The sequence below is a fragment of the Arthrobacter sp. CC3 genome (assembly GCF_039907775.1).
GTDB lineage: Bacteria > Actinomycetota > Actinomycetes > Actinomycetales > Micrococcaceae > Arthrobacter.
Map to the genome: position 1 here is coordinate 1 of NZ_JARCCY010000053.1, position 21302 is coordinate 21302.

Sequence of the window (21302 nt, forward strand, 5' to 3'; positions counted from 1 at the left end):
CGGACCACGGACATCGTGGGCCTGGACGTCCGGCTGGGCATCGCGGAATACCTGCAGTCGACCCTGGGGGAGCGCTTCGCGCCGCCGCAGATCCTGCGCGACAAAGTGGCCCGCGGCGAACTCGGACGGAAGACCGGCAAGGGCTTCTTCGACTGGCCGGCCTAGACACGTACTGATCCGTCGGCGGGCCATAGATTCCCTTCCAAGTCGAACACGGCGCGGTCAGCTAGGCCTTGGCGTTCAACATCGCTCTAGTAACACTATCGGAACCGCGGGATTCGGCTTGGGGCCAACCTGTCGAGCAGGGCCAAAACGGTGTTTTGATCTCGGAGTTATGTCCAGCCGAAATGCCCCGCTCACGGCGGTAGGTACGGGACGCGACGTCAGGACTGTCACGGCCCCGTCGCCCCCCGCAGCGCCTGGCAGGAGCGGCAGCAGGAGGGCTCGTTCGAACGCGGGATTCGACAGCCGATCACAACCCTGATGACCAAAGCCAGCGGAAACGTACGATGCGGACAAGTCTCCGAGATGCTTCACATGGAGGGGCCTCGCCTCAGTGTTTGAGTGACTACCAGCTAAAGGGCCACCTATCCGTAGTGTAGCGCCGCAGCTGCCTCTCCCCCGTTACCTTTTTCGTAGCCCTTTCCGCCTCCAGGATAAGGGTGTGCCGGCCTGCCGGCCCCGGCATGATTGCCGCCCTCGGTCGTCAATGATCCGAATCTTCTATATCTGTCAAGCCGTCCTCGGGACCGTGTCGTTGGCGGTGTGGAGCGCGTTCAGGGCGCGATAGAGGTGCCGGGCGAGATATCTCTTGAGAATGCGGCGGATCTCTCGTGGATTCTTACCTTCGGCCTTCTTGCGTTCGGCATAGGCACGAGTGGCGGGGTCGTGGACCATCCTGACGACGGTGGCCATGTGGAGTGCACTGTTGAGGCGCCTGTCGCCTCCTCTGTTGAGTCTGTGTCGGACTGTGTTCCCCGACGATGCTGGGATGGGGTTGACCCCGGCCGGAGCGGCGAAGGCGGCCTCGGAACGTACCCGGCCTAGATGCGACCAGGCTGTGTAGACCACGGCGGCGGTCACGGTCCCGATTCCTGTTTCCTCCAGTAGCGGAGCGGCGGGGCTGGACTCCAGGAGCTCCGTTGTGCGGGTGTGATTGTCCTTAATCTCGGTGTCCAGCGTGGTGATGCGCTTGGCGAGCCGGACGGCCTCGGCCCGCGCAGTCGAGAGAGCCAGCTCTTCGTCGCGGGTGCGCCAGTGCGAGATCTCGGTGATCTGGGTGTCGGTGAGGGGCTTGCGGGCGTCGGTTCCTAGGTCGATGGCCCGCAGTAGGGCGGTAAGGGCATTGACCTTAGCGGTCCGCTCGAGCGTCATCTGCTCTCTGGCGGCGACCAGGACGCGCAGGGCGGCACGGATTCCATCGTCCTGGCGCGGGATTCGCAGATGAGCCTCGTCCAGTGGAAGAGCTGCTGCAGCGATGGCGGCCGCGTCCAGCGGATCGGATTTTCCGGCGCCCCTGCGGGCGGGTGCGTAGGCCCTGGGCGCTTCAACGACTCGGTACCCCGCCCTTCCGACGGTGCCCGTGAGCAGGGCACCGTAGCTGCCGGTGCCCTCGATGACCCACAAGGCACCGAGGTCGCCGCCCGTGCGGCGTGCGGCCCAGGCGATCGCACGGTTCCTACCGGCGTGCGTATTCGGGAAGGCCTGGGTGCCCAGATGTTCGCCGCTGGCAGCGATAACGGCATAGGTATGTGTGCGGGCGTGGGTGTCCACGCCGATGATGAACGGGTGGGAGCATGCGACTGTGGTCATCGCGGTCGGGGTTCCTTCCTCACGAACGGGCAGATGCTTCAGGCCGCGCGGTGCGGCCCGGACGCCGGCCCGGGTGAAGGTCACTCCGAGGCATTCCTGTGATGAGCCACAGTCCTAAGGGGCTGGGCAGTCTTCTGATCAAGCCATCGAGGTGGGCCGGGCAGGCACTGGCCGCCGTTTCCGTGACCGGACAATTCGGATCCAAGGCCCACGAAAGGGCCGAGGGGGTGTTGAGTCACAGCCCGGAAGAGGCGTCCAGCACCAACCCTGCCAGCCAGTCCCAGACCAGCCACATCAAGACTCACAGGGGGGTGTTGTCACCCGGGTCCGGTAGGTGCCGGAGAGGCCGCTAATAGAGGCAGGACAGTTTGGGATCGTCGTGCGTAACGTAGTTGCCGGGCTCTGTCACCGGTGAAAGTCCAGCTCAGGTATCAGCTGCTGCGACTGAGAGGTACAGGTGGACGGAAACCACGAAAGCATGATGTCTTCATCGGCCTGGACGTCGGCAAGGGCGAGCACCACGCCGCCGTTGCCGCGGACCGGGCCGGGCCGGGAAGAAGCTCTTCGACAAGGCCCTGCCCAACGACGAGGTCAAGCTCCGCGAAATCCTCGACTCTTTGAACAAGCACGGCAGGATCCTGCTCGTGGTTGACCAGCCAGCTACGATCGGTGCACTCCCCGTCGCGGTCGCCCAGGACGCCGGTGTCACCGTCGAATACCTGCCCGGGCTGGCGATGCGCCGGATCGCGGACCGACACCCCGGCGAAGCGAAAACCGACGTCCGGGACGCGTTCATCATCGCCGAAGCGGCCCGGACCATGCCCCAGACACTGCGTCCATCCAGATCGCCGACGAACAACTCGCCGAACTGACCATGCTCTGCGGCTTCGACGACGCCCCGGCCAAACAGGCCACCGCGACATCGAACCGGATCCCAGGCCTGCTGACCCAGATCCACCCGGCACTGGAGCGTGTCCAAGGCCGGCGCCGGGACCACCTGACCGTGCTGGATCTGCTGCGGACCTGGCCGACCCCCGAAGCCCTCCGCCATGCCGACCGGACAGGATCGGGAACCGGCTGACAAAGCTCACACCCAGAATGGATGAACGCCTTGCCGGCGAGATCATCGACGCCCTGGACCAGCAAGCAGTGAAAGTGGTCGGAACGAACGCCGCGACCATCGTGCTGCCCAACTGGCGGGGATGCTCGCCGATATCCGCGAATCGCGGGACACCGTCTTCGCCGAGGTCGAAGCCCTCGTGGAGGCACACCGTCTTCCCGGTCCTGACGTCTCTCCCGGCGGTCGGCGTCAGGACCGCAGCACGAATCCTGACCCAGATCGTCGGCAAAGACTTCGCCTCCGCAGGACACCTGGCTTCCTACGCAGGCCTGGCCCCGGTGACGTGGCGATCCGGGACATCCATCCGCAGAGATCCACCCCTCCGGAAAGCAAACAAAATCCTCAAAAGAGCCCTGTTTCTCGCCGCCTTCGCCCGCACTGAAGGATCCACTGTCGAGGGCCTACTACGACCGGAAACGAGCCGAAGGCAAACGCCACAATCAGGCTCTCATCGCCCTCGCTCGCCGCCGCTGCGACACCCTCTATGCCATGCTCAGAGACAGCACCTTCTACGAACCCCGGCTACCCTCAGCCGATTGACGAAAACCATAGAGGCACCCCCGACTTCTCGCTGATCCGCTGCAGGATGAGAGTTGTGTGGCACAGCGGCGATGCCGGGAGCACTCACCCGCACATGAGTCACCGCGGATCACCCCTCAAAAGATGAGTAGCACCCTATTCAAACCAACGACGAACCTCGCACCCGGCAGTCTGCCTTCTGCAGGGGCAGTCCGGACCGGCCCGTCCCTCGGACCCGAATGGACCCTATTGTCTAAGTGTGATGTTTGAGACTATAGTTGAACCTGCCAACCGGTTGGTTGATAAATTGCACTTGAATCCGAAAATGGGTGCTTCCTCGACGATGACGTTTGAAGCCCCGACTATTTCCAGCGATCGCTTCGGCCCGGCGAAAGGAGAAGGATGATACTCATAGCACCCGCATCCGAGTCAGCTTTGGACGCACCCGTTCGTTGGGCCGTTTTCGCTATACCGGACTGAAGCAGGAACGAGGTCAAATTAACCTCCCAGGGTCCCCATGTTTCGACTCGCATCACCCCCGGGTCGCAGCGAGATCAACGATTGGGCGGCCCCTAGGACGCATAAGTCCCATCGCCGGATCCACATAGCCGTTCATTTTTTCCGACTTATTCACGAACCTAAATTAGGAGCCCGAGTTGTCTCTATCCCCGACAGATATCAAGACCATAGTTGAATCTCTGCGAGCATCGAGCTGGGACCAAGCTGTCATCACGGTGGGCGACACGCGCATTGAACTGGCCCGTAACGGCAAGCCCCTGCCGTCCGTTCTGGGAGGAAACGCCACTGAAGTGGCGTCCCCCATGCTGGTCGATGCATCTCCCAACGCGGTGCCACCACTTCCGGTCGTTGACCCGCCCCTCCAGCCATCGCACTCCCCGTCCACCCAAGTTGAGGAGGTTTCGTCAGCGGTGCCCATCTCGGACAGCGATCATGTAGTGACCTCCCCCAGCGTCGGGGTCTTCTGGCGGGCTCCCGAACCAGGAGCAGACTCATTTGTCGAAGTCGGTCAGCTGGTCAAAGTCGGAGACACCCTGGGCATTGTTGAAATCATGAAACTGATGAGCAACGTCTCGGCCGACGTCAATGGTGTCGTCACGGCCGTACATGTAGACAACGCGGGTGCCGTCGAGTTCGGAACTCCGCTTGTCAGCATCAAGGCCGAGGCATAGAGCGATGCATAAAGTCCTAATCGCCAATCGAGGCGAAATCGCGGTTAGACTCATCCGCGCTTGCTTTGATGAGGGCGTGCAGAGCGTGCTGGCCGTCTCGGCGGCCGATGTAGATTCCAAGGCGGCGAAACTCGCTGACCGGATCGTTGTCATTGGCCCGGCTCCGGCGGGGGAAAGTTACCTGTCAATCGACCGGATCATCGCCGCTGCACTCACAACAGGGTGCGATGCCATCCACCCGGGCTACGGATTCCTATCCGAACGCCCAGAACTTGTTGATGCGTGCGAGGAATATGGCATCACCTTCGTCGGTCCGCCAGCCGAAGTCATGCGCCGCTCGGGATCGAAGCTGGGCGCGCGCCAGATGGCCGATAGCATTGGCATCCCGACCGGCCAAGGAACACTGGGTCTCACCGACCTCGAAGCTGCCATTGTTGCAGCGGAGGACCTCTCCAACTATCCGTTATTGCTCAAGGCATCGGCCGGAGGCGGTGGCCGCGGCATGACCATTATTCAGGGCCCTGACGACCTCAGGGAGCATTTCATGCGCGCCAAGTCCGAGGCTGAGCGAGCGTTCGGCGACGGCACCCTATACATGGAGCCGTACATCGAGAATGCACGACACATCGAAGTTCAGATCCTGGCGGACACACATGGAACCGTGTGCCACCTCGGAGAGCGCGACTGTTCGGCGCAACGCCGCTACCAGAAACTCATTGAAGAGGCTCCTTCAGTTGGCTTGCCACCGAGCCTCGTCAATCAGGTCCGGGACGCGGCCGTGCAATTGGCTGAAGGCCTCGGATATGTCGGGGCCGGGACCGTCGAATTCCTTGTCGACGTAAAGAAAGAGCGTTTCATATTCCTCGAACTCAATGCCCGTGTCCAGGTCGAGCATCCCGTGACAGAGATGATCTCCGGACTCGACATCGTTCGTGAGCAGCTACGCATTGCTCGGGGGGAAAGGCTGTCCTTCCAACAAAAAGACGTAGAGCTATCCGGCTACGCGATTGAGTGCCGCATCAACGCTGAAGATGCCCGCAACGGTTTTATGCCGACTCCCGGAACCATCCACGAATGGGTGGAACCGAACGGATCTAATATCCGCGTTGACACCCTCGCCTTCCCGGGCGCCAAAGTGGTCCCCTACTACGACTCGCTCATCGCCAAAGTCATCGTCCATGGCGACACCCGCGAGGAAGCCATCGACCTAATGCTAAGGGCCCTGGCCAAACTCAAAGTCAGCGGCATCAGCACCACCATGGGGCTCCACCGCGCCATCCTCGCCAACGAGGAATTCCGAGCTGCACCAATCACAACGAAATGGCTCGAAGAGCGTTTCCTGCCCGGCTGGAACGCAGCAGGTGACCTTGCAGGCATCGAATAGCCCGCACCAAGCCTTCATTCAAACATCCATAAGGATGACCAAAGAACTCGCAAGGAGAAACCATGCACATTGACTTTGTCGACCAGACGCTACGAGACGGGCAGCAAAGCCTTTGGGGCATGCGCATGCGCGCCTTCGAAGCCGCCGGCGCCCTTCCCTACATCTCCAAGGCTGGCTACCGAACCGTTGACCTGACAGGCGCAGGAATGTTCACTGTTCTGTTGCGCGAATATGCAGACGACCCGTGGGGGACACTGGACTTCCTAGTTAGCGGGCTGTCGGGCAACGAGCTTCGCTCTGGTCTTCGCACGATCAGCGCCGTGGGATTCGCTCACACTCCGCAGGCCATCCTGGATCTGTGGATCCAAACCCTGATCAAACATGGATCAACCAGCTTTTGGCTTTACGACTGCCTTTACGATATGCCGACCATGAAGCACATGGTTGACGTTGTCCGAGAAGCCGGCGGCCAGCCAGTTCCAGCCATCATGTACGGGCTGACAGAGGTCCACGACGACGCCTACTTCGCCAATCGTGCAGGTGAAATGGCCGGCTGGGAGGGAGTCGAATCCCTGTACGTCGAAGATGCTGCCGGCGTCCTCAAGCCAGAACGCGCTAGGACTCTCTTTCCGGCCATTCGAGCCGCAACGGGCAGCCTACCTTTGGAAATCCACGCCCACAACACAACTGGTCTGGCTCAGCACAACTACATCATCGCCATGGAGAACGGCTTCCAACGCATCCACACCGCGTCCCGGACGTTAGCCAACGGCGCCTCGCTGCCGTCTACTGAAATGATGGCGGTAATAGTGGAGCACATGGGAAATTCCCATGGGCTTGATACGTCCACACTGGCCCCGGTAGCGGAACACTTCCTGGAGATCGCTCAGGATGGTGGCCACCAGATCGGCATCCCGGCCGAGTACGATCCGAGGATCTACGATCACCAGCTACCGGGGGGCATGACCGGAACACTGATCAACCAGTTGGACCGTCACGGCATGAAGGACAAGTTTCCTCAGGTGCTGGCGGAGATCCCGCGTGTACGTGTTGACCTAGGTTCCCCGATCATGGCCACGCCGTTCTCACAATTTGTGGGCATCCAAGCCGTATTGAACATTGTTACTGGTGAGGCCTACAGCATGTTCCCGGACGAGGTAATCCATTATGCTCTCGGCCATTACGGACCGGTTCCGGCAGAAATCAATCCGAATGTGATGGACCGCATTCTCTCTAGCCCGCGCGCCAAGCAGCTTGAGACATGGACGCGCCCGAATCCCTCGATCGCCGAGATACGCGGAAAGTTTACGACCGGCATTTCCGATGAGGAACTCTTGCTGCGTTTCATGATGTCGAACGAAGAGGTGGATGCGATGCTCGCCAAGGGGCCTGTACGCACGGATCGGCGCCGCAGCGCCGACAGCATCCTGGATGCACTCCAAGACCTCCTTTCAGATCCGGGCACCGCGACCTCATTCGCGGTCTCGACACCGGGATACAGCCTGCAGCTGGGCCGGTAACGCCATGCAGGAATACAGCAACATCATTCTGGAGCGGGTCGGGCACATCGCTTGGATTACGCTCAACAGGCCCGAACGCCTGAACGCCATGAACGGCGCCCTGCTGGCGGAATTCTCCCATGCTCTGGACGTACTTGCCGCATCCAATAACCGTGTCGTAGTGATCAAGGGTGCAGGCCGCTCCTTCAGCGCGGGGTACGACATCGCGGCTGATTCTGATGAGATCGGCTATACGGCAGAACGGGGGCCCGTGGAGGACCGAGATCATCTTCTTTACAACATCGACTTGTGGACCAAGATTTGGCGGCATCCCCAACCGGTCATTGCGGCCGTGCACGGCGTCTGTGTCGCCGGGGCAACCCAGCTTGCCTCCATGTGCGACATCACGATCGTCACCGACGACGCGACGATAATGGCTTCCCCGGCCTTGCCGTTGGGGGGCGGGTACATCTCGCCTTTGTGGTCCCACCTTGTTGGGCCAAAGCGGGCAAAGCTCATGTCCTTCGATGCAGGACGGCGGATCAGCGGCAAAACGGCAGCGGCCTGGGGATGGGCTACGGAGTCGGTTCCGGCCGAGGAATTCGAAAATCATGTTCGCGAAACTGCGCAGTCGATAGCCCGAACACCGGCTAGCCTCCTCAAAGTCAAGAAGGAAGCCATCAACCGCACGATAGAGCTCCAAGGCCTACTGACTTACGCTCGGATGGGTGCTGAGACCGACGCATTACTGCATCTGACTCCCGAAGTGGTTCAGATCCAGAATCTCATCAAGACCCATGGCTTAAAGGAGGCCATCCGGCTCTTCAACGCAGGGGCCCTTGAGTTCGACGAGGCAATCCAATGAGACTGTCGGAGCTCCCACTCTACGACGAGCTGCCCGAGCTTGGACAACTGAAGATCCGCCACTCCTGGGGTCACCTTCCGATGGAGAAAGGGACCTTGGCATTTATCGACACCGAGCAGGTTCTCGACGGCGCCTCATTGGTGGTTAGCGGCAAGGCCGTTCCACTCAACCTTGGGGTGAATGCCTTCGATCCGCCCCTGTTCGGTCGTGATCCGATTGAACACGCCGTCGTGGAGACATCGCGCAACGAAGCGGAAGATGTGATCGGGCGTTTCAACCCGCAAGCCTCCTCGCAGCTGGACGGACTTGGCCACGTCCGTGCCCGCGAGTACGGATACTACGGAGGCATTACCGACCTTGACGAGGCTCGTAAGAGGCTTGGAATGCACCACTGGGCAACGAGCGGCATCGTTGGGCGCGGCGTGCTCCTAGATGTTGCCCGCTTTAGAGCAGAACGGGACGGGGCTTCGGACCCGTTCTCTGGCTTTGGCTACACCCCCGCCCTGCTTCGCGAGACTGCGCAGTGGGCGGGAGTGGAACTCCGCGCCGGTGATGTTCTTCTAGTCCGAACCGGCTGGGTGGAGGCCTACCTGGCACTGAATGCCGCCGATCGTCAAGCCACCCTTGGATGGGACGGGTTGCATGCCGGAGAAGCAACCGCGCGGTTCCTCTGGGATGCCCGAATTGCACTGGTCGGCAGCGACAATCCCGCCGTTGAAAATGGCCCGGGAGATCCACAAGCCGGGTCCTTGCACAGGCGGTTGCTGCCGTCCCTGGGCATGTCCCTGATGGAGCTTCTGGATCTCAAAATGCTGGGTGAGCAGTGCCGGGCGCAGGAAAAATGGGAATTTCAGTTTGTCGCTGTACCACTGAATCTCCCAGGGGCAGTCAGTTCGCCGGCTAATGCCATGGCGATCCTCTGAGACGGCCGACACCACGATTATGAAGGAACGAGAATGATTAATAAGGAGTTCGACAACGCAGTTGCTGCTGTCGCTGATATCAAGGATGGCTCCACCCTTCTTATAGGTGGGTTTGGGCCTCCCGGACAACCCACCCACCTGATTGATGCCCTCATCGAAGTCGGGTCGCGCGATCTGACCGTCATCAACAACAACGCCTGCGCCGGTGGGGATGCGATCGCCCGGCTCTTCCAGCTGGACCGTGTGCGAAAGGTTGTTTGCTCCTTCCCTAAGGCGATCGGCTCGACCGTGTTCGACGAGTTGTATCTGGCGGGCAAGATCGAGCTTGAGTTGGTTCCCCAGGGAAGTTTGGCTGAACGGATCCGCGCAGCTGGTGCAGGGATCGCTGGTTTCTACACCAGGACTGCCGTCGGCACCGAGCTGGCCGAGGGAAAGGAAACCAAAGAATTTGATGGTTTCCTTTACGTACTGGAGACGGCATTGAAGGCGGACTTCGCGCTCATCAAGGCTCATGCAGCCGACCGATGGGGAAATCTTGTCTATCGAAAGACGGCCAGGAACTTCGGGCCCATCATGGCCACCGCCGCCGAAACCACGATTGCTGAAGTGGAAAACGTTGTGCCGCTGGGCGGCCTGGACCCGGAATCAATCGTGACTCCAGGCATCTACATCGACCGGTTCATCGCCACATCTGTACTTGACAACGAAAAGAGGCTTGCGAAATGAGGCTAAATCGTCAGGAAATCGCCAAAAGAGTGGCATTGGACATCCCTGACGGGGCCTACGTCAACTTGGGCATCGGCGTGCCAACTCTTGTCGCGGATTTCCTCCCGGAGGACAAAGAAATCATCCTGCAAACCGAGAACGGCATGCTTGGGATGGGGCCCGCAGCCGGCCCTGCGGAGGTTGACCTCGATCTGATTAATGCAGGCAAGGTGTACGTCACTGAAGAGACGGGCGCATCATACTTCCACCATGCGGATTCCTTCGCCATGATGCGTGGCGGTCACCTCGACTACTGCGTTATGGGGGCCTTCCAGGTGTCCGTTGATGGGGATTTGGCCAACTGGCGGACGAACTCCACAACGGCAATCCCTGGCGTTGGAGGCGCCATGGACCTTGCTGTCGGGGCCAAACACGTCTACGTCATCATGGACCTCTTCACCAAAACTGGTGAATGCAAGCTCGTTGAGGCATGCGCATACCCCTTAACAGGGCAACGGTGCGTCGAACGCGTTTACACAGATGTGGCGATATTCCAGGTCGGAGGCGGACGAGCGCGGGTGTTAGAAATCCTCGATTCCGACCTTGACTTCGCCGCTCTGGAATCCCTGGTCGGGCTACCTCTGCTGGACGGTGCACCCACCACTGCCAGCGTGTGATCAGGACCGGAATGTCGGACACGACGAAAGCAACGTTGGGTTGGCGTCCGGAAGAGGACAACGTTATTCATAGCCTGCAATTACATGCCAGACAAAACCCGAACCGGATAGCCCTCGCCATGCACGGAGGCGAAACCAGAACCTATGGGGAACTGGCCGATCGCAGCTCGCGCCTCGCGAACGCCCTCATTGCCCGAGGGCTGGCAAAGAGGGACAGGGTGGCCCTCTGGTCCGACACACGGATCGAATATATGGAGGTGTATCTGGCTTGTGCCCAGGCAGGCTTCGTGGTCGTGCCCGTCAACGCCAGATTCAAAGGACGTGAAGCGGCAGCCATTTTGGCCGATTCCGGCGCGCGTGCACTGTTCTACTCCAAATCCTATGGTGCCCATGTCCAGACGGCGCTGACCGGGTCGGACGTCAGCTGTCTCGTTTGCCTTGACGAGGTTGACAGCTTCGAGGGCGAGAGCTTTACGGCGATGATCAATGGCGCCGAACCGCACAGCCGGATCGACGCAGGGGGATCCGACTTGTTTATTCTGGGGTACACGAGCGGGACCAGTGGAACACCCAAGGGCGCAATGCTGACCCATGAAAGTGTCAGGAACCTTGGGCAGACGAACGCACTCGCTTGCCGTTACGCCCTTGGAAGCATTCAGGTATTCGGTCTATCGATCTCTTTCTCCTCGACGGTACCCGCTCACATCCTTCCGCACATTTACGTCGGTGGCACGACGGTCATGCTGCCGGTGTGGGATACGGGGCGCGTCATTGAAGCCGTCGAAGACCACGCCGCGAACTTCTTGATTCTCCCGAGCCCGGTCATCATCGAATTCGCTAACGAAGTAAACAGGGCCCCCGAACGCGTGCAGTCTCTGGTGTCGGTCCTCCATTCGGCCTCGAAGGCTCCGAGGGAGCACTTGCGGGAACTATGCCGTTCGCTCGGTGAGCGTGTCATCGAGGGTTGGGGCATGACGGAGAACTCTGGAGGACTCCTGACGGCCACCACGGCCCAAGACGTGGTATCCAACATTTCAGCCGTCTCCGAAACTGTCGGCCGGCCGGTGCCTGACACTGAAATCAAGCTCATCGATGAGAGCGGGTCACGGCTGCCGCACGACGGAAAGACCATAGGGCATCTCGTGGCAGCCTCCCGTTCGTTGGCCATCGGCTATTGGGGACTTGAGGAAGCAACGAATGCCTCATTCCAGGGCGGATGGTACCTAACTGGAGACATGGGGACCATCGACAGGGACGGCTTTGTCCGAATCCTCGATAGACGGACAGACATGATCAATAGCGGTGGTATGAACATATACCCCAATGAGGTGGAGCAGGTGCTCCGAAGCCTGCCGGGGGTCCAGGAGGCCGTGGTCGTTCCGCTGCCCCATGCCAAATGGGGACAGTCCCCCGTTGCCTACATTGTCGGAGCGGGGCACCCACCCGAACAGGACATGCTAGACCATTGCTCGCGAGAGCTCGCGGGCTACAAACGGCCCCTGTGGATTCGCGTCTTGGACGAAATGCCACGGAACGCCGGAGGAAAGATCGTGCGACGCAAGCTGATTTATCGAGCCATTCAGGAGACTATGGCTTCGATGGCGCCCTACACGCGGTGCCCTGAGAGTGACGGCTGACAGTGGTGTCGGAGCTCCCCCTATACGGTGCGCGATAGCGACCGGCTCGCCCCTTAGCCCACTTAACCATCAGCCGAAGGCCGCTCGGACACTTAATACTCAGCCCGGGCTGCATCTCGACGCGCCACCGAACGATTTGCCTAGGCCCGCGTAAGTCATTATCAATCAAACGTATGGTTGATTTACGGTGACTCTCGTGCTGTACTGGATTGAACTTCCGGGGCACGGAAGGGCCTAGGACGAATAGTCGAAGGAGTGAATCGGTGAAGATTGTTGTACTCATAAAAGAAGTGCCGGATACCTATGGCGAACGGAAGTTAGATGCCACTAGCGGCCGAGTAGACCGCGGGGCTAGTGACGCAGTGATCGATGAAATCGACGAAAGGGCTTTGGAGGCAGCCCTCGATTTCAAGGACACGAGTAAGAACACAGAGGTCGTCGCCATGTCTATGGGGCCCGCCACTGCCACGAAGGCACTTCGTAAAGCGCTTGCTATGGGGGCGTCCTCTGCCGTCCACGTGTTCGATGGCACATTTGCTGGCGCAGATGCCCAGATGACCGGGGCCATCCTGTCCGCTGCACTACGCCGGGAGGGCTACGATCTGGTGATTGCGGGAAACGAGTCCACCGATGGTCGCGGCGGGGTCGTACCAGCCATGATCGCCGAGCGCTTAGGCATACCGCATCTTACGTTCCTCAATTCCGTGGAGATCGGAGACAGTGCGGTCTCGGGTCAGCGTAGCGGCGACGGATGCACCGTGGCGGTGGAGGCCGCGCTCCCCGCCGTGGTATCGGTCACGGAGCGCATGCCCGAGGCCAGATTCCCCGGATTTAAAGGAATTCTTGGCGCCAAGAGAAAGCCGCTGATGGAGGTGTCCGCAGCCGAATTGGGGTCGGAACTTCCCACGGCAAGTCTGACCCTTGTTCATGCCGTCTCCGAACGGCCGGCCCGTGTCGGCGGAACGAAGATTTTTGACGAGGGCGATGCTGGCGACAAGATTGCAGCATTTTTGGCCGCTGGCCGCTTGATATAAGCAGATCTGAGATGGAGCAGGAAATGAAGAATATCTTGGTGTCAATTGAAGTTTCCTACGAAGGTAGGATTCACGACAGCGCTTCGATGCTGCTGACCGCCGCGGCGCGGCTGGGATCACCGATTGCGGTGATAGCGGCACTCCCGGGTGACGTTGATTCCCTAATCTCGCAGCTTGGCGAAGTCGGCGCGGAAGAGGTCTTTGCGTTTGCGGATCCATCCGTGGGCACAGCTTTAGTCACACCTCAGGTTGAGGCGGTAGTGGAGGCTGCGCAGCGATTCGAGCCGATGGCGGTGCTGGCTGCCAATACAAACGACAGTCGCGAGGCATTGGCCAGGTCCGCAGTTCGTCTCGGTGCGGGATTGTTGGTCGATGCAGTGGATGTCCGAGATGACGGCGATCGCATTGTTGTGAAACATTCCGTTTTTGGCGGTTCCTATGATGTTGAAGCGACAGTCGACGAGGGCCCTGCGTTGGTGACGATCCGCGTGGGTGCGCTGCCATCCGATACGCAGAAGACGACTCCTGTTGCCACTATGGCGTCCAGGCAGGGCGGTCCTGGGGTTTTTGCCGGGATAACAGGCATCGAGTATGCACTCGCGAGCGGTGACCGACCTCCACTGCGTGCGGCGGACATCGTGGTGTCCGGCGGGCGGGGTTTGGGTTCCAAAGAGGGATTCAGCCTGGTAGATGAACTGGCCGACGCACTCGGGGGAGCTGTCGGCGCATCCCGCGCGGCCGTGGACGCGGGGTTCCGGCCTCAGTCCCTGCAGGTGGGGCAGACGGGCGTGACAGTCTCGCCGCAAGTATATGTCGCACTCGGAATTTCCGGAGCGATACAACACCGGGCTGGTATGCAGACGTCGAAAACTATCATTGCCATCAACAAAGACGAGGACGCTCCAATCTTCGATATCGCCGACTTCGGGGTGGTTGGAGACGTGTTTACCGTCGTCCCCCAATTGATCCGGGCTATTAGTTCGCACCGAAGTTGAAGAGGGCGGGTATGAAAACTCTCACTAGGCTTGCATCTCTGACTGCCCCGAATGGGTCAAAGTGGCGCACTCTGGCGTGGGCCGTTCCGGGCGGTATCCTACTCTTGGCCATTGTTGTATTGGCAGCCAAGCTGCTCCGAACGCTGCCGGACGTGCAGTCCTTCATCATAGAGTTCCCTGGCGAAACCCAGCTGCCTGCGAATGCTCCGGTAGGTCTTCCGTCGTGGCTGGCATGGCAGCATTTCCTGAATGCCTTGTTCATCATGCTGATTATCCGTACCGGAATCCAGGTGCGTACAGTTCAACGCCCGGCCGCCTACTGGACTCGCAACAATTCTGGTCCGATAAGGACGAAGGGGCGGCCTGCGAAGATCAGTCTGGATCTTTGGCTCCACCTCACCATGGACTTCCTCTGGGTTTTGAACGGCTTGGTGTTCTTCGTTCTGATATTCGCCACGGGTCAGTGGATGCGGATTGTTCCCACACATTGGGAAGTACTTCCGAACGCGTTATCTGCGGCACTCCAGTACGCATCTCTTCAGTGGCCGACCGAGAACGGCTGGGTCAACTACAACAGCCTTCAAGTGTTGGCCTACTTTCTGACGGTCTTTATCGCGGCGCCCCTGGCCATCATCACAGGCCTCCGCATGTCGGGAGCTTGGCCGAAAAGTACTGCCAAGCTCAATATGGTCTACCCCATTGAAGTGGCCCGCGCCATACATTTCCCCGTCATGTTGTACTTCGCCGGATTCATCATCGTCCACGTGACGCTGGTCGCATCAACGGGACTTTTGAGGAACCTGAACCACATGTATGGGTCTCGGGACGGCGAGTCGTGGGACGGCTTTTGGATCTTCGCGGCGTCAGTGGCAGTAATGATCGCACTGTGGCTGTTTGCCAGACCGGTGTTTCTCCGCCCGGTCGCGGCCCTGACGGGTTCCGTGACCAGGTAGGAAGTCGTGGTGTCGTTTGCCATTAGTTGCCCGGCACGCTCGGCGCCGCTCTATCGAGATCGCTCGTGTGCCAGAAGGCGACCGACCGACTGTGCCACGTCCAAGGCTATTGGTTCCCGGGCGAGGTCAGTACAGCGAAGTGGTCGCCTCGACACCAACGTTGGACCTCAGCCAACGTCCGGTCCAGCAAATTGTAGACACAGTACAAAATTTTGTCCGCAACATAGAACTAACTTTTGGTTGTGGAAGATCCGCATCCAGCGAACGCGAAAAGGACCCCTCAATGACGATTCAGGCAGCCGTTCCAACCATCGACGAAACAAGCGCGAAAATCCTTGAAACCGCCCGCCGGCAGGTCCTCGAAGACGGCATCGGCCTGACCCAGCCGCAGCTCGAAGAGATCCTCCGCCTCCCGGACGCCGCCCTTCCCGCGGCCCTCCAGCTGGCCCACGAAGTCCGGCTGAAACACTGCGGCGAGGACGTCGAAGTGGAGGGCATCATCTCGATCAAGACCGGCGGCTGCCCCGAGGACTGCCACTTCTGCAGCCAGTCCGGCCTCTTCGACTCCCCCGTCCGTGGCGTCTGGCTGGACATCCCCGAACTCGTCAAAGCCGCCAAGGAAACCGCCGCGACCGGGGCCACCGAGTTCTGCATCGTCGCCGCCGTCCGCGGCCCCGACATCAAACTCATGAACCAGATCAAGTTCGCGATCGACCGCATTAACGAAGCCGTGGACATCAACATCGCCTGCTCCCTGGGCATGCTCACCCAGCGCCAAGTGGACCAGCTCAAAGAGTGGGGCGTGCACCGCTACAACCACAACCTCGAAACCGCCCGCAGCTACTTCCCCGAAGTTGTCACCACCCACAGCTACGAAGAACGCCTCGAGACCTGCAACATGGTCAAGGCCGCCGGCATGGAACTGTGCTGCGGCGCCCTGATTGGCATGGGCGAAACCCTGGAACAGCGTGCCGAACTCGCCGCCCAGCTTGCAGCCCTCGAACCCCACGAAGTCCCGCTGAACTTCCTCAACCCCCGCCCCGGCACCCCCCTGGAAAACCAGGGCATCATGGACGGCAAGGACGCCCTCCGCGCGATCGCCGCGTTCCGCCTCGCCATGCCCCGCACCGTACTGCGCTACGCCGGCGGCCGGGAACTGACCCTCGGCGACCTCGGCACCCGCGAAGGCCTCCTCGGCGGCATCAACGCCGTCATCGTCGGCAACTACCTCACCACCCTCGGCCGCCCCGCCACCGCCGACCTCAACCTCCTCGTGGAGCTGAACATGCCCATCAAGGAACTCCAGAAGACACTATGAACGGGGTTTCCACCAGCGCAACCAGCGATGACCCGCAGTTTTGCGGGCACTGCGGCGAGCCGTCCGACGGCGGCGCCAGCCCGACGTCGGACGTTCACCTCCGCTGCGGTGAGCGGCTCACACTGGAACCGCCGCGCTACTGCGCAGCCTGCCGGCGCCGCATGAAGGTCCAGGTCACCCCGCTGGGCTGGTCGGCGGAATGTTCCCGGCACAGGGTGCTTGCACTATGACGGGCATGGCCATAGGCCTGATCGAGCGGGACCGCGCACGGTTATGGCACCCGTACGCGCCGGCGTCCCCGGACCTTCCGCTGTGGGAGGTTGAGGCGGCCAGCGGCGTGCGGCTGCGGCTCCGAGGTGAGGACGGCTCACGCCATGATGTCATAGATGCGATGTCCTCGTGGTGGGCGGCGATCCACGGCTACCGCAACCCGGTGCTGGACGCCGCTGCCAAGCGGCAGCTCGAGAGTTTCAGCCATGTGATGTTCGGCGGCCTCACGCACGCCCCTGCGGTGGAACTCGCCGAGAGGCTGGTGGACATGGCCCCTTCCGCACCGGGACAACCCGGGTTGGAGCGGGTGTTCCTCGCGGACTCGGGTTCGGTGGCCGTGGAGGTGGCGCTGAAGCTGGCGGTGCAGTTCCAGACCGCGTCCGGCCACCCCCGGAGGCAGCGGTTCCTGAGCATCCGCGGCGGATACCACGGAGACACGTTCGCTGCGATGGGAGTCTGCGATCCCGTGGACGGCATGCACACCGCCTTCCCGGGCCTGCTGGCCGACAACGTCTTTGCGCCCCGTCCCCCGGCGGCAGCGTCAGCAACCCCGGAAACCGTGCAGGAGTGGGCAGCCGACCTCGCGGACATCGCGGCAGCGCATTCCGGAGAGCTGGCTGCGATCATCGTCGAGCCGGTCCTCCAGGGTGCGGGCGGCATGCACATCTACCCGGCCGAATGCCTGACGGCGCTGCGGCAACTGGCGGACCGGCACGGGCTGCTGCTCATCTTCGATGAGATCGCAACCGGATTTGGCCGTACCGGCGAGCTGTTCGCAGCCGACCATGCCGGCGTCGTACCGGACATCATGTGTGTGGGCAAGGCCCTGACCGGCGGATATCTGACCCTCGCCGCCATGCTCTGCACGGCAGACGTTGCGTCGACGGTTTCCAACGGCAAAGCCGGGGCGCTGCTGCACGGCCCCACCTTTATGGGCAACCCGCTGGCGTGTGCGGTGGCCAACGCCAGCCTCGGTATCCTCGACGACGGCAAGTGGCGGGCCGACGTTGCCCGGATCGGCGCCGGCCTCGAAACAGGGCTCGCCCCCGCCCTGGACGTTGAGGCCGTCCGGGATGTCCGCACCATCGGCGCCGTCGGAGTCATCGAACTGCACGACGCCGTCGACGTCACTGCGGTGACCGCGGCGGCCATCCGCCACGGGGTCTGGGTCCGGCCGTTCCGGAACCTCGTCTACACCATGCCCCCGTACACAAGCACTGCGGCGGACATTGAACAGATCACCGCCGGCATGACGGCCGCCGTCGCGGAAGTCCACGGGCGCGTTCCGGCCCGGTCCGGAGAAGCGGCATGAGCGCCTCGATGACCCAGTGGCTCCAGCGGCAGGCCGCAGTCCGGGACCGCCGGGGCCTGGTCCGCCACCCGCTCCCCCGCGCCGCGGACGAACAGTTCATCGACCTGGCCAGCAACGACTACCTGGGCCTCGCGGCGGACCCGCGTGTCGCCCAGGCGGCTGCTGCGGCCGCGTCGCTATGGGGCGCGGGCGCAACGTCCTCGCGCTTGGTCGCCGGAACCACCCGGCTGCACCTCGACCTCGAACAGGAACTGGCCACGCTGGCCGGGATGGAAACGGCGCTGGTGTTCTCCTCCGGCTACCTGGCCAACATCGGCGTGATCACGGCGCTAGGCGGCCCCGGGACCCTGATCGTCGCCGACGAGCACTGCCACGCCTCGATGATCGACGGATTCCGGCTCAGCCGCTCCCGCACCGAATCCTTCACCCACAACAGCGTGGCGGAAGCCGGCCGGCTACTGGCCGACCGGCGGGAGCCGCGCGCCCTCATCGCCGTCGAATCCCTCTACAGCGTCCTGGGCGACGAAGCCCCGCTGCCTGCCCTGCTGGCTTTGGCCGAGGAGTACGACGCGATGCTCCTCATCGACGAGGCCCACAGCCTCGGAGTCACCGGCACCGGCACCTTCCAGGGCCGCGGCTCGGTGGCCGGGACAGCCCTCGCCGGACACCCCAACGTAATCGTCACCGCGACGCTTTCCAAGGCCCTGGGCAGCCAGGGCGGAGCAATCCTGGGATCCCCGCTGCTCCGGGAACACCTCATCAACCGCGCCCGGAGCTTCATCTTCGACACCGGCCTGGCACCCGCATCCGCCGCAGCGGCCCTCGCTGCCGTACGGATCATCCGGGACGAGCCATGGCGGGCCGGATCAGTCCACAGCAACGCTGCGGCGCTGGCAGACGGACTCACCGCGGTTCTCGCAGCCGGCGGCACCACCGTTGACCTGTCCGTCGAGCAAACAGCGGGGGCCGTCCAGTCCATCGCCATGCCCTCGGCCGAGTCAGCCCTGGCAGCCGCCGCGGCCGCGCGCACCGCCGGCGTCCGGATCGGCTGCTTCCGCCCGCCGTCCGTCCCCGATGGCATCTCTCGGCTGCGGCTCACTGCCCGCGCCACCCTTACACCCGAGGAAATCGAAGACAGCTGCGCAGTGCTGCGCAGCATTCTGGAGGAACTTCCATGAACCTGCCCGCCATCATCCTGGTCACCGGAACAGACACCGGAGTCGGGAAGACCATCACGACGGCGGCCCTCGCCGCCGTCCTCCACGGAACAGGGCGCAGCGTCGCGGTGTACAAACCCTGCCAGTCAGGCGCCGCCGCCGGCGACTCCGACACGGCAGAAATTGTCCGACTCGCCGGCCCCGTGACAGCAGAAACCGGCGTCGTCCTCCAGGAGCCGCTGGCGCCCGTCGCCGCAGCCGCCGTAGACGGAACGCCGCTTCCCCAGGTTTCTGCGCATGCAGTCCGGGTCCGCGAGCTGGCTGCGTCCCACGACCACGTCCTGGTTGAGGGTGCAGGCGGTCTGCTCGTGGAACTGGATTCCGGCGGCGGCACCCTTGCAGACCTCGGGTCACTCCTGGCGGCAGCATTTGTGGTCGTCGCCCGGCCGGCCCTCGGCACCTTGAACCACACCGCCCTGACCCTCGAAGCATTGGCCGCACGGGACCTTAATGTTCTCGGCGTCGTACTCGGCAGCTGGCCGGGCGATCCCGGCTTCGTGCACCACAGCAACCGGCAAGTGCTCGGAACGCTTCAGGTGCCGTTCCTGGGGGCGCTTCCCGAGCAGGCCTCGGAACTGTCCCAGGCAGATTTCCGAGCCGAAGCCGCTGCCTGGCTCAACGGTTTGCCCGCATGAACCCGGAAATGAGCACCCGCTGCCCGTACCTCGTGGTGCGCGACCCTGGCGCAGTCCGTGATGTGCTGCACCGGCCCACCGACTTCAGTCCCGCAAACGCCTTGGTCGCGGTAACCCCACTGGCAGGGCCTGCCCTGCGTGTGCTGCAGCGCGTCAGCTTTGCGCTGCCTCCGGTCCTGGCCAGCAACGACACGGACACGCACGCCGGGATCCGCAAGGTCGTGGCCGGTTTCTTCACTCCTGCCACCGTCGCCGCCATAGAGCCTCGGATCCGTGTACTGGCACAGGAAGCGGCGCAGAACGCTGCGGACCAGCTCGACTCCTCCGGCCACGTGGAACTGGTGCAGACGGTCGCGGCGTTTACCCCGGCAGTCGTGATGCTCGAACTCCTCGGACTGCCCGTTCGGGACCTTGCCGATCTCAAGCGCTGGGGCCTTGACTCCATGGAGTTGTTCTGGGGCTGGCCCGACGCGGCCCGGCAACTTGAACTGGCCCGCAGTGCCGCCGATTTCTATGTCTGGCTGCGGAGGCTCGTCGCGGAATCCCTGACGGCGCCCGGACGCAACCTGTTCAAGTCCCTGGCCGAGCACGGCCTGACCACGCCGGAAATCTGTTCGCTGGGCTACTTCCTGCTGATCGCCGGACAGGAAACAACCACCCAGCTGATCAGCACCACCCTGTTCCGGCTCGTGGAGGGGTCCTCCCCTACAAGCTGGAGGGATGCGGCCTCCGAAGCAGGCTCCCGGACCATGGTCCGGCACGTGCTGGCCACCGAATCGTCCGTTCCCACCTGGCGCCGCATCGCGGCCCACGACACAAATCTCGGAGACGATATGATCCCTGCCGGCGCCGAAGTCCTTCTCGAACTCAGCGGCAACCACACCACTTCGCCGGACGGCGGCGACCGAACAACCGCCTACGGCCTGGTCTTCGGCTCAGGCATCCACCGGTGCCTCGGAGCCAAGCTAGCCGAACTCGAAGCTGCCGTCATCATCCAGGAAACCGCTTTAGCCCTGCCCGGAATCCAACTGCGGGACCGCCAACCCGAATGGATCCGGCACCTGTCCTTCCAGGCCCCGCGAACAGTTAGCGTCAGCATGGAACCCCGATAAACAACGATGGGGAACGTCGAGGGGCGGAGGAGAACACGAGGGAATACACTGTTCCACCCCCTAGGACAGCAAACGCTGGCCTGATCTGAACAAGACGGTGGCCACAAGGCTGTCCTAATCCAGCT

The 21302-nt window shown here is 62.2% G+C and carries 18 protein-coding genes and 1 pseudogene; 18 read left to right on the top strand and 1 reads right to left on the bottom strand.

Translation table 11 applies throughout. The features are described 5' to 3' along the window. On the top strand, positions 1 to 165 hold a 165-nt coding region (locus PV761_RS21425; protein ID WP_347898790.1), incomplete at its 5' end, for a 3-hydroxyacyl-CoA dehydrogenase family protein. 567 nt (positions 166 to 732) lie between these two features. Here PV761_RS21425 and PV761_RS21430 read toward each other — a convergent pair. Continuing rightward, positions 733 to 1812: an IS110 family transposase gene (locus PV761_RS21430; protein ID WP_347899623.1), complete on the bottom strand. Its 1080-nt coding sequence runs from the start codon at positions 1810 to 1812 to the stop codon at positions 733 to 735. Between the two features lie 392 nt (positions 1813 to 2204). On the opposite strand from PV761_RS21430, the pseudogene PV761_RS21435 reads away from it, so the two are divergent. From PV761_RS21435 to PV761_RS21515, 17 genes and pseudogenes are all read left to right on the top strand, one after another. Then, a pseudogene (locus PV761_RS21435) lies at positions 2205 to 3472 on the top strand (IS110 family transposase). A gap of 635 nt (positions 3473 to 4107) precedes the next feature. Beyond that, a complete protein-coding gene (locus PV761_RS21440) occupies positions 4108 to 4641 on the top strand; it encodes a biotin/lipoyl-containing protein (RefSeq protein WP_347899624.1) in 534 nt (177 codons plus the stop codon). Between the two features lie 4 nt (positions 4642 to 4645). Then, positions 4646 to 6025 carry a biotin carboxylase N-terminal domain-containing protein gene (locus tag PV761_RS21445; protein WP_347899625.1) on the top strand — a complete coding sequence of 460 codons (1380 nt, stop codon included), beginning with the start codon at positions 4646 to 4648 and terminating at the stop codon, positions 6023 to 6025. Between the two features lie 62 nt (positions 6026 to 6087). After that, positions 6088 to 7545, top strand: coding sequence for a hypothetical protein (locus tag PV761_RS21450; protein WP_347899626.1), 1458 nt, complete (start codon positions 6088 to 6090; stop codon positions 7543 to 7545). Positions 7546 to 7549: 4 nt separating this feature from the next. Then, on the top strand, positions 7550 to 8389 hold the full coding sequence (locus PV761_RS21455) for an enoyl-CoA hydratase-related protein (RefSeq protein WP_347899627.1): 840 nt from the start codon (positions 7550 to 7552) through the stop codon (positions 8387 to 8389). Then, positions 8386 to 9312 (top strand): cyclase family protein, encoded by a 927-nt coding sequence (locus tag PV761_RS21460; protein WP_347899628.1) that lies wholly within the window; start codon positions 8386 to 8388, stop codon positions 9310 to 9312. Before PV761_RS21455 ends, PV761_RS21460 begins: the two co-directional genes overlap by 4 nt. A 33-nt stretch (positions 9313 to 9345) precedes the next feature. After that, entirely contained in the window at positions 9346 to 10038 is a 693-nt protein-coding gene (locus PV761_RS21465) for a 3-oxoacid CoA-transferase subunit A (protein ID WP_347899629.1), read from the top strand. Next, the gene (locus PV761_RS21470) at positions 10035 to 10694 is read left to right on the top strand and encodes a 3-oxoacid CoA-transferase subunit B (RefSeq protein ID WP_347899630.1); all 660 of its coding nucleotides are present in this window, start codon (positions 10035 to 10037) and stop codon (positions 10692 to 10694) included. The genes PV761_RS21465 and PV761_RS21470 overlap by 4 nt, the downstream gene beginning before the upstream one ends. An 11-nt stretch (positions 10695 to 10705) precedes the next feature. Next, the gene (locus PV761_RS21475) at positions 10706 to 12331 is read left to right on the top strand and encodes a class I adenylate-forming enzyme family protein (RefSeq protein ID WP_347899631.1); all 1626 of its coding nucleotides are present in this window, start codon (positions 10706 to 10708) and stop codon (positions 12329 to 12331) included. Between the two features lie 263 nt (positions 12332 to 12594). Then, a complete protein-coding gene (locus PV761_RS21480; RefSeq protein ID WP_347899632.1) occupies positions 12595 to 13365 on the top strand; it encodes an electron transfer flavoprotein subunit beta/FixA family protein in 771 nt (256 codons plus the stop codon). A 23-nt stretch (positions 13366 to 13388) separates the two neighbouring features. After that, complete coding sequence (locus PV761_RS21485; RefSeq protein WP_347899633.1) at positions 13389 to 14360, top strand: electron transfer flavoprotein subunit alpha/FixB family protein; 972 nt, start codon at positions 13389 to 13391, stop codon at positions 14358 to 14360. An 11-nt stretch (positions 14361 to 14371) separates the two neighbouring features. Then, complete coding sequence (locus PV761_RS21490; protein ID WP_347899634.1) at positions 14372 to 15313, top strand: cytochrome b/b6 domain-containing protein; 942 nt, start codon at positions 14372 to 14374, stop codon at positions 15311 to 15313. Between the two features lie 283 nt (positions 15314 to 15596). Beyond that, the gene (gene bioB / locus PV761_RS21495) at positions 15597 to 16631 is read left to right on the top strand and encodes a biotin synthase BioB (RefSeq protein ID WP_347899635.1); all 1035 of its coding nucleotides are present in this window, start codon (positions 15597 to 15599) and stop codon (positions 16629 to 16631) included. A 226-nt stretch (positions 16632 to 16857) separates the two neighbouring features. Then, the gene (locus PV761_RS21500) at positions 16858 to 18213 is read left to right on the top strand and encodes an adenosylmethionine--8-amino-7-oxononanoate transaminase (protein WP_347899636.1); all 1356 of its coding nucleotides are present in this window, start codon (positions 16858 to 16860) and stop codon (positions 18211 to 18213) included. Continuing rightward, positions 18210 to 19391: an 8-amino-7-oxononanoate synthase gene (locus tag PV761_RS21505; RefSeq protein WP_347899637.1), complete on the top strand. Its 1182-nt coding sequence runs from the start codon at positions 18210 to 18212 to the stop codon at positions 19389 to 19391. Before PV761_RS21500 ends, PV761_RS21505 begins: the two co-directional genes overlap by 4 nt. Further along, on the top strand, positions 19388 to 20065 hold the full coding sequence (bioD, locus tag PV761_RS21510; protein ID WP_347899638.1) for a dethiobiotin synthase: 678 nt from the start codon (positions 19388 to 19390) through the stop codon (positions 20063 to 20065). The genes PV761_RS21505 and bioD overlap by 4 nt, the downstream gene beginning before the upstream one ends. An 8-nt stretch (positions 20066 to 20073) precedes the next feature. Next, positions 20074 to 21177 (top strand): cytochrome P450, encoded by a 1104-nt coding sequence (locus tag PV761_RS21515; protein WP_347899639.1) that lies wholly within the window; start codon positions 20074 to 20076, stop codon positions 21175 to 21177. Positions 21178 to 21302: the final 125 nt, after the last annotated feature.

Coding starts and splice junctions, on each gene's coding strand:
- PV761_RS21430 (WP_347899623.1), bottom strand. CDS start 1,812: ATGACCACAGTCGCATGCTCCCACCCGTTCATCATCGGCGTGGACACC.
- PV761_RS21445 (WP_347899625.1), top strand. CDS start 4,646: ATGCATAAAGTCCTAATCGCCAATCGAGGCGAAATCGCGGTTAGACTC.
- PV761_RS21450 (WP_347899626.1), top strand. CDS start 6,088: ATGCACATTGACTTTGTCGACCAGACGCTACGAGACGGGCAGCAAAGC.
- PV761_RS21455 (WP_347899627.1), top strand. CDS start 7,550: ATGCAGGAATACAGCAACATCATTCTGGAGCGGGTCGGGCACATCGCT.
- PV761_RS21460 (WP_347899628.1), top strand. CDS start 8,386: ATGAGACTGTCGGAGCTCCCACTCTACGACGAGCTGCCCGAGCTTGGA.
- PV761_RS21465 (WP_347899629.1), top strand. CDS start 9,346: ATGATTAATAAGGAGTTCGACAACGCAGTTGCTGCTGTCGCTGATATC.
- PV761_RS21470 (WP_347899630.1), top strand. CDS start 10,035: ATGAGGCTAAATCGTCAGGAAATCGCCAAAAGAGTGGCATTGGACATC.
- PV761_RS21475 (WP_347899631.1), top strand. CDS start 10,706: ATGTCGGACACGACGAAAGCAACGTTGGGTTGGCGTCCGGAAGAGGAC.
- PV761_RS21485 (WP_347899633.1), top strand. CDS start 13,389: ATGAAGAATATCTTGGTGTCAATTGAAGTTTCCTACGAAGGTAGGATT.
- PV761_RS21490 (WP_347899634.1), top strand. CDS start 14,372: ATGAAAACTCTCACTAGGCTTGCATCTCTGACTGCCCCGAATGGGTCA.
- bioB (WP_347899635.1), top strand. CDS start 15,597: ATGACGATTCAGGCAGCCGTTCCAACCATCGACGAAACAAGCGCGAAA.
- PV761_RS21500 (WP_347899636.1), top strand. CDS start 16,858: ATGACGGGCATGGCCATAGGCCTGATCGAGCGGGACCGCGCACGGTTA.
- PV761_RS21505 (WP_347899637.1), top strand. CDS start 18,210: ATGAGCGCCTCGATGACCCAGTGGCTCCAGCGGCAGGCCGCAGTCCGG.
- bioD (WP_347899638.1), top strand. CDS start 19,388: ATGAACCTGCCCGCCATCATCCTGGTCACCGGAACAGACACCGGAGTC.
- PV761_RS21515 (WP_347899639.1), top strand. CDS start 20,074: ATGAGCACCCGCTGCCCGTACCTCGTGGTGCGCGACCCTGGCGCAGTC.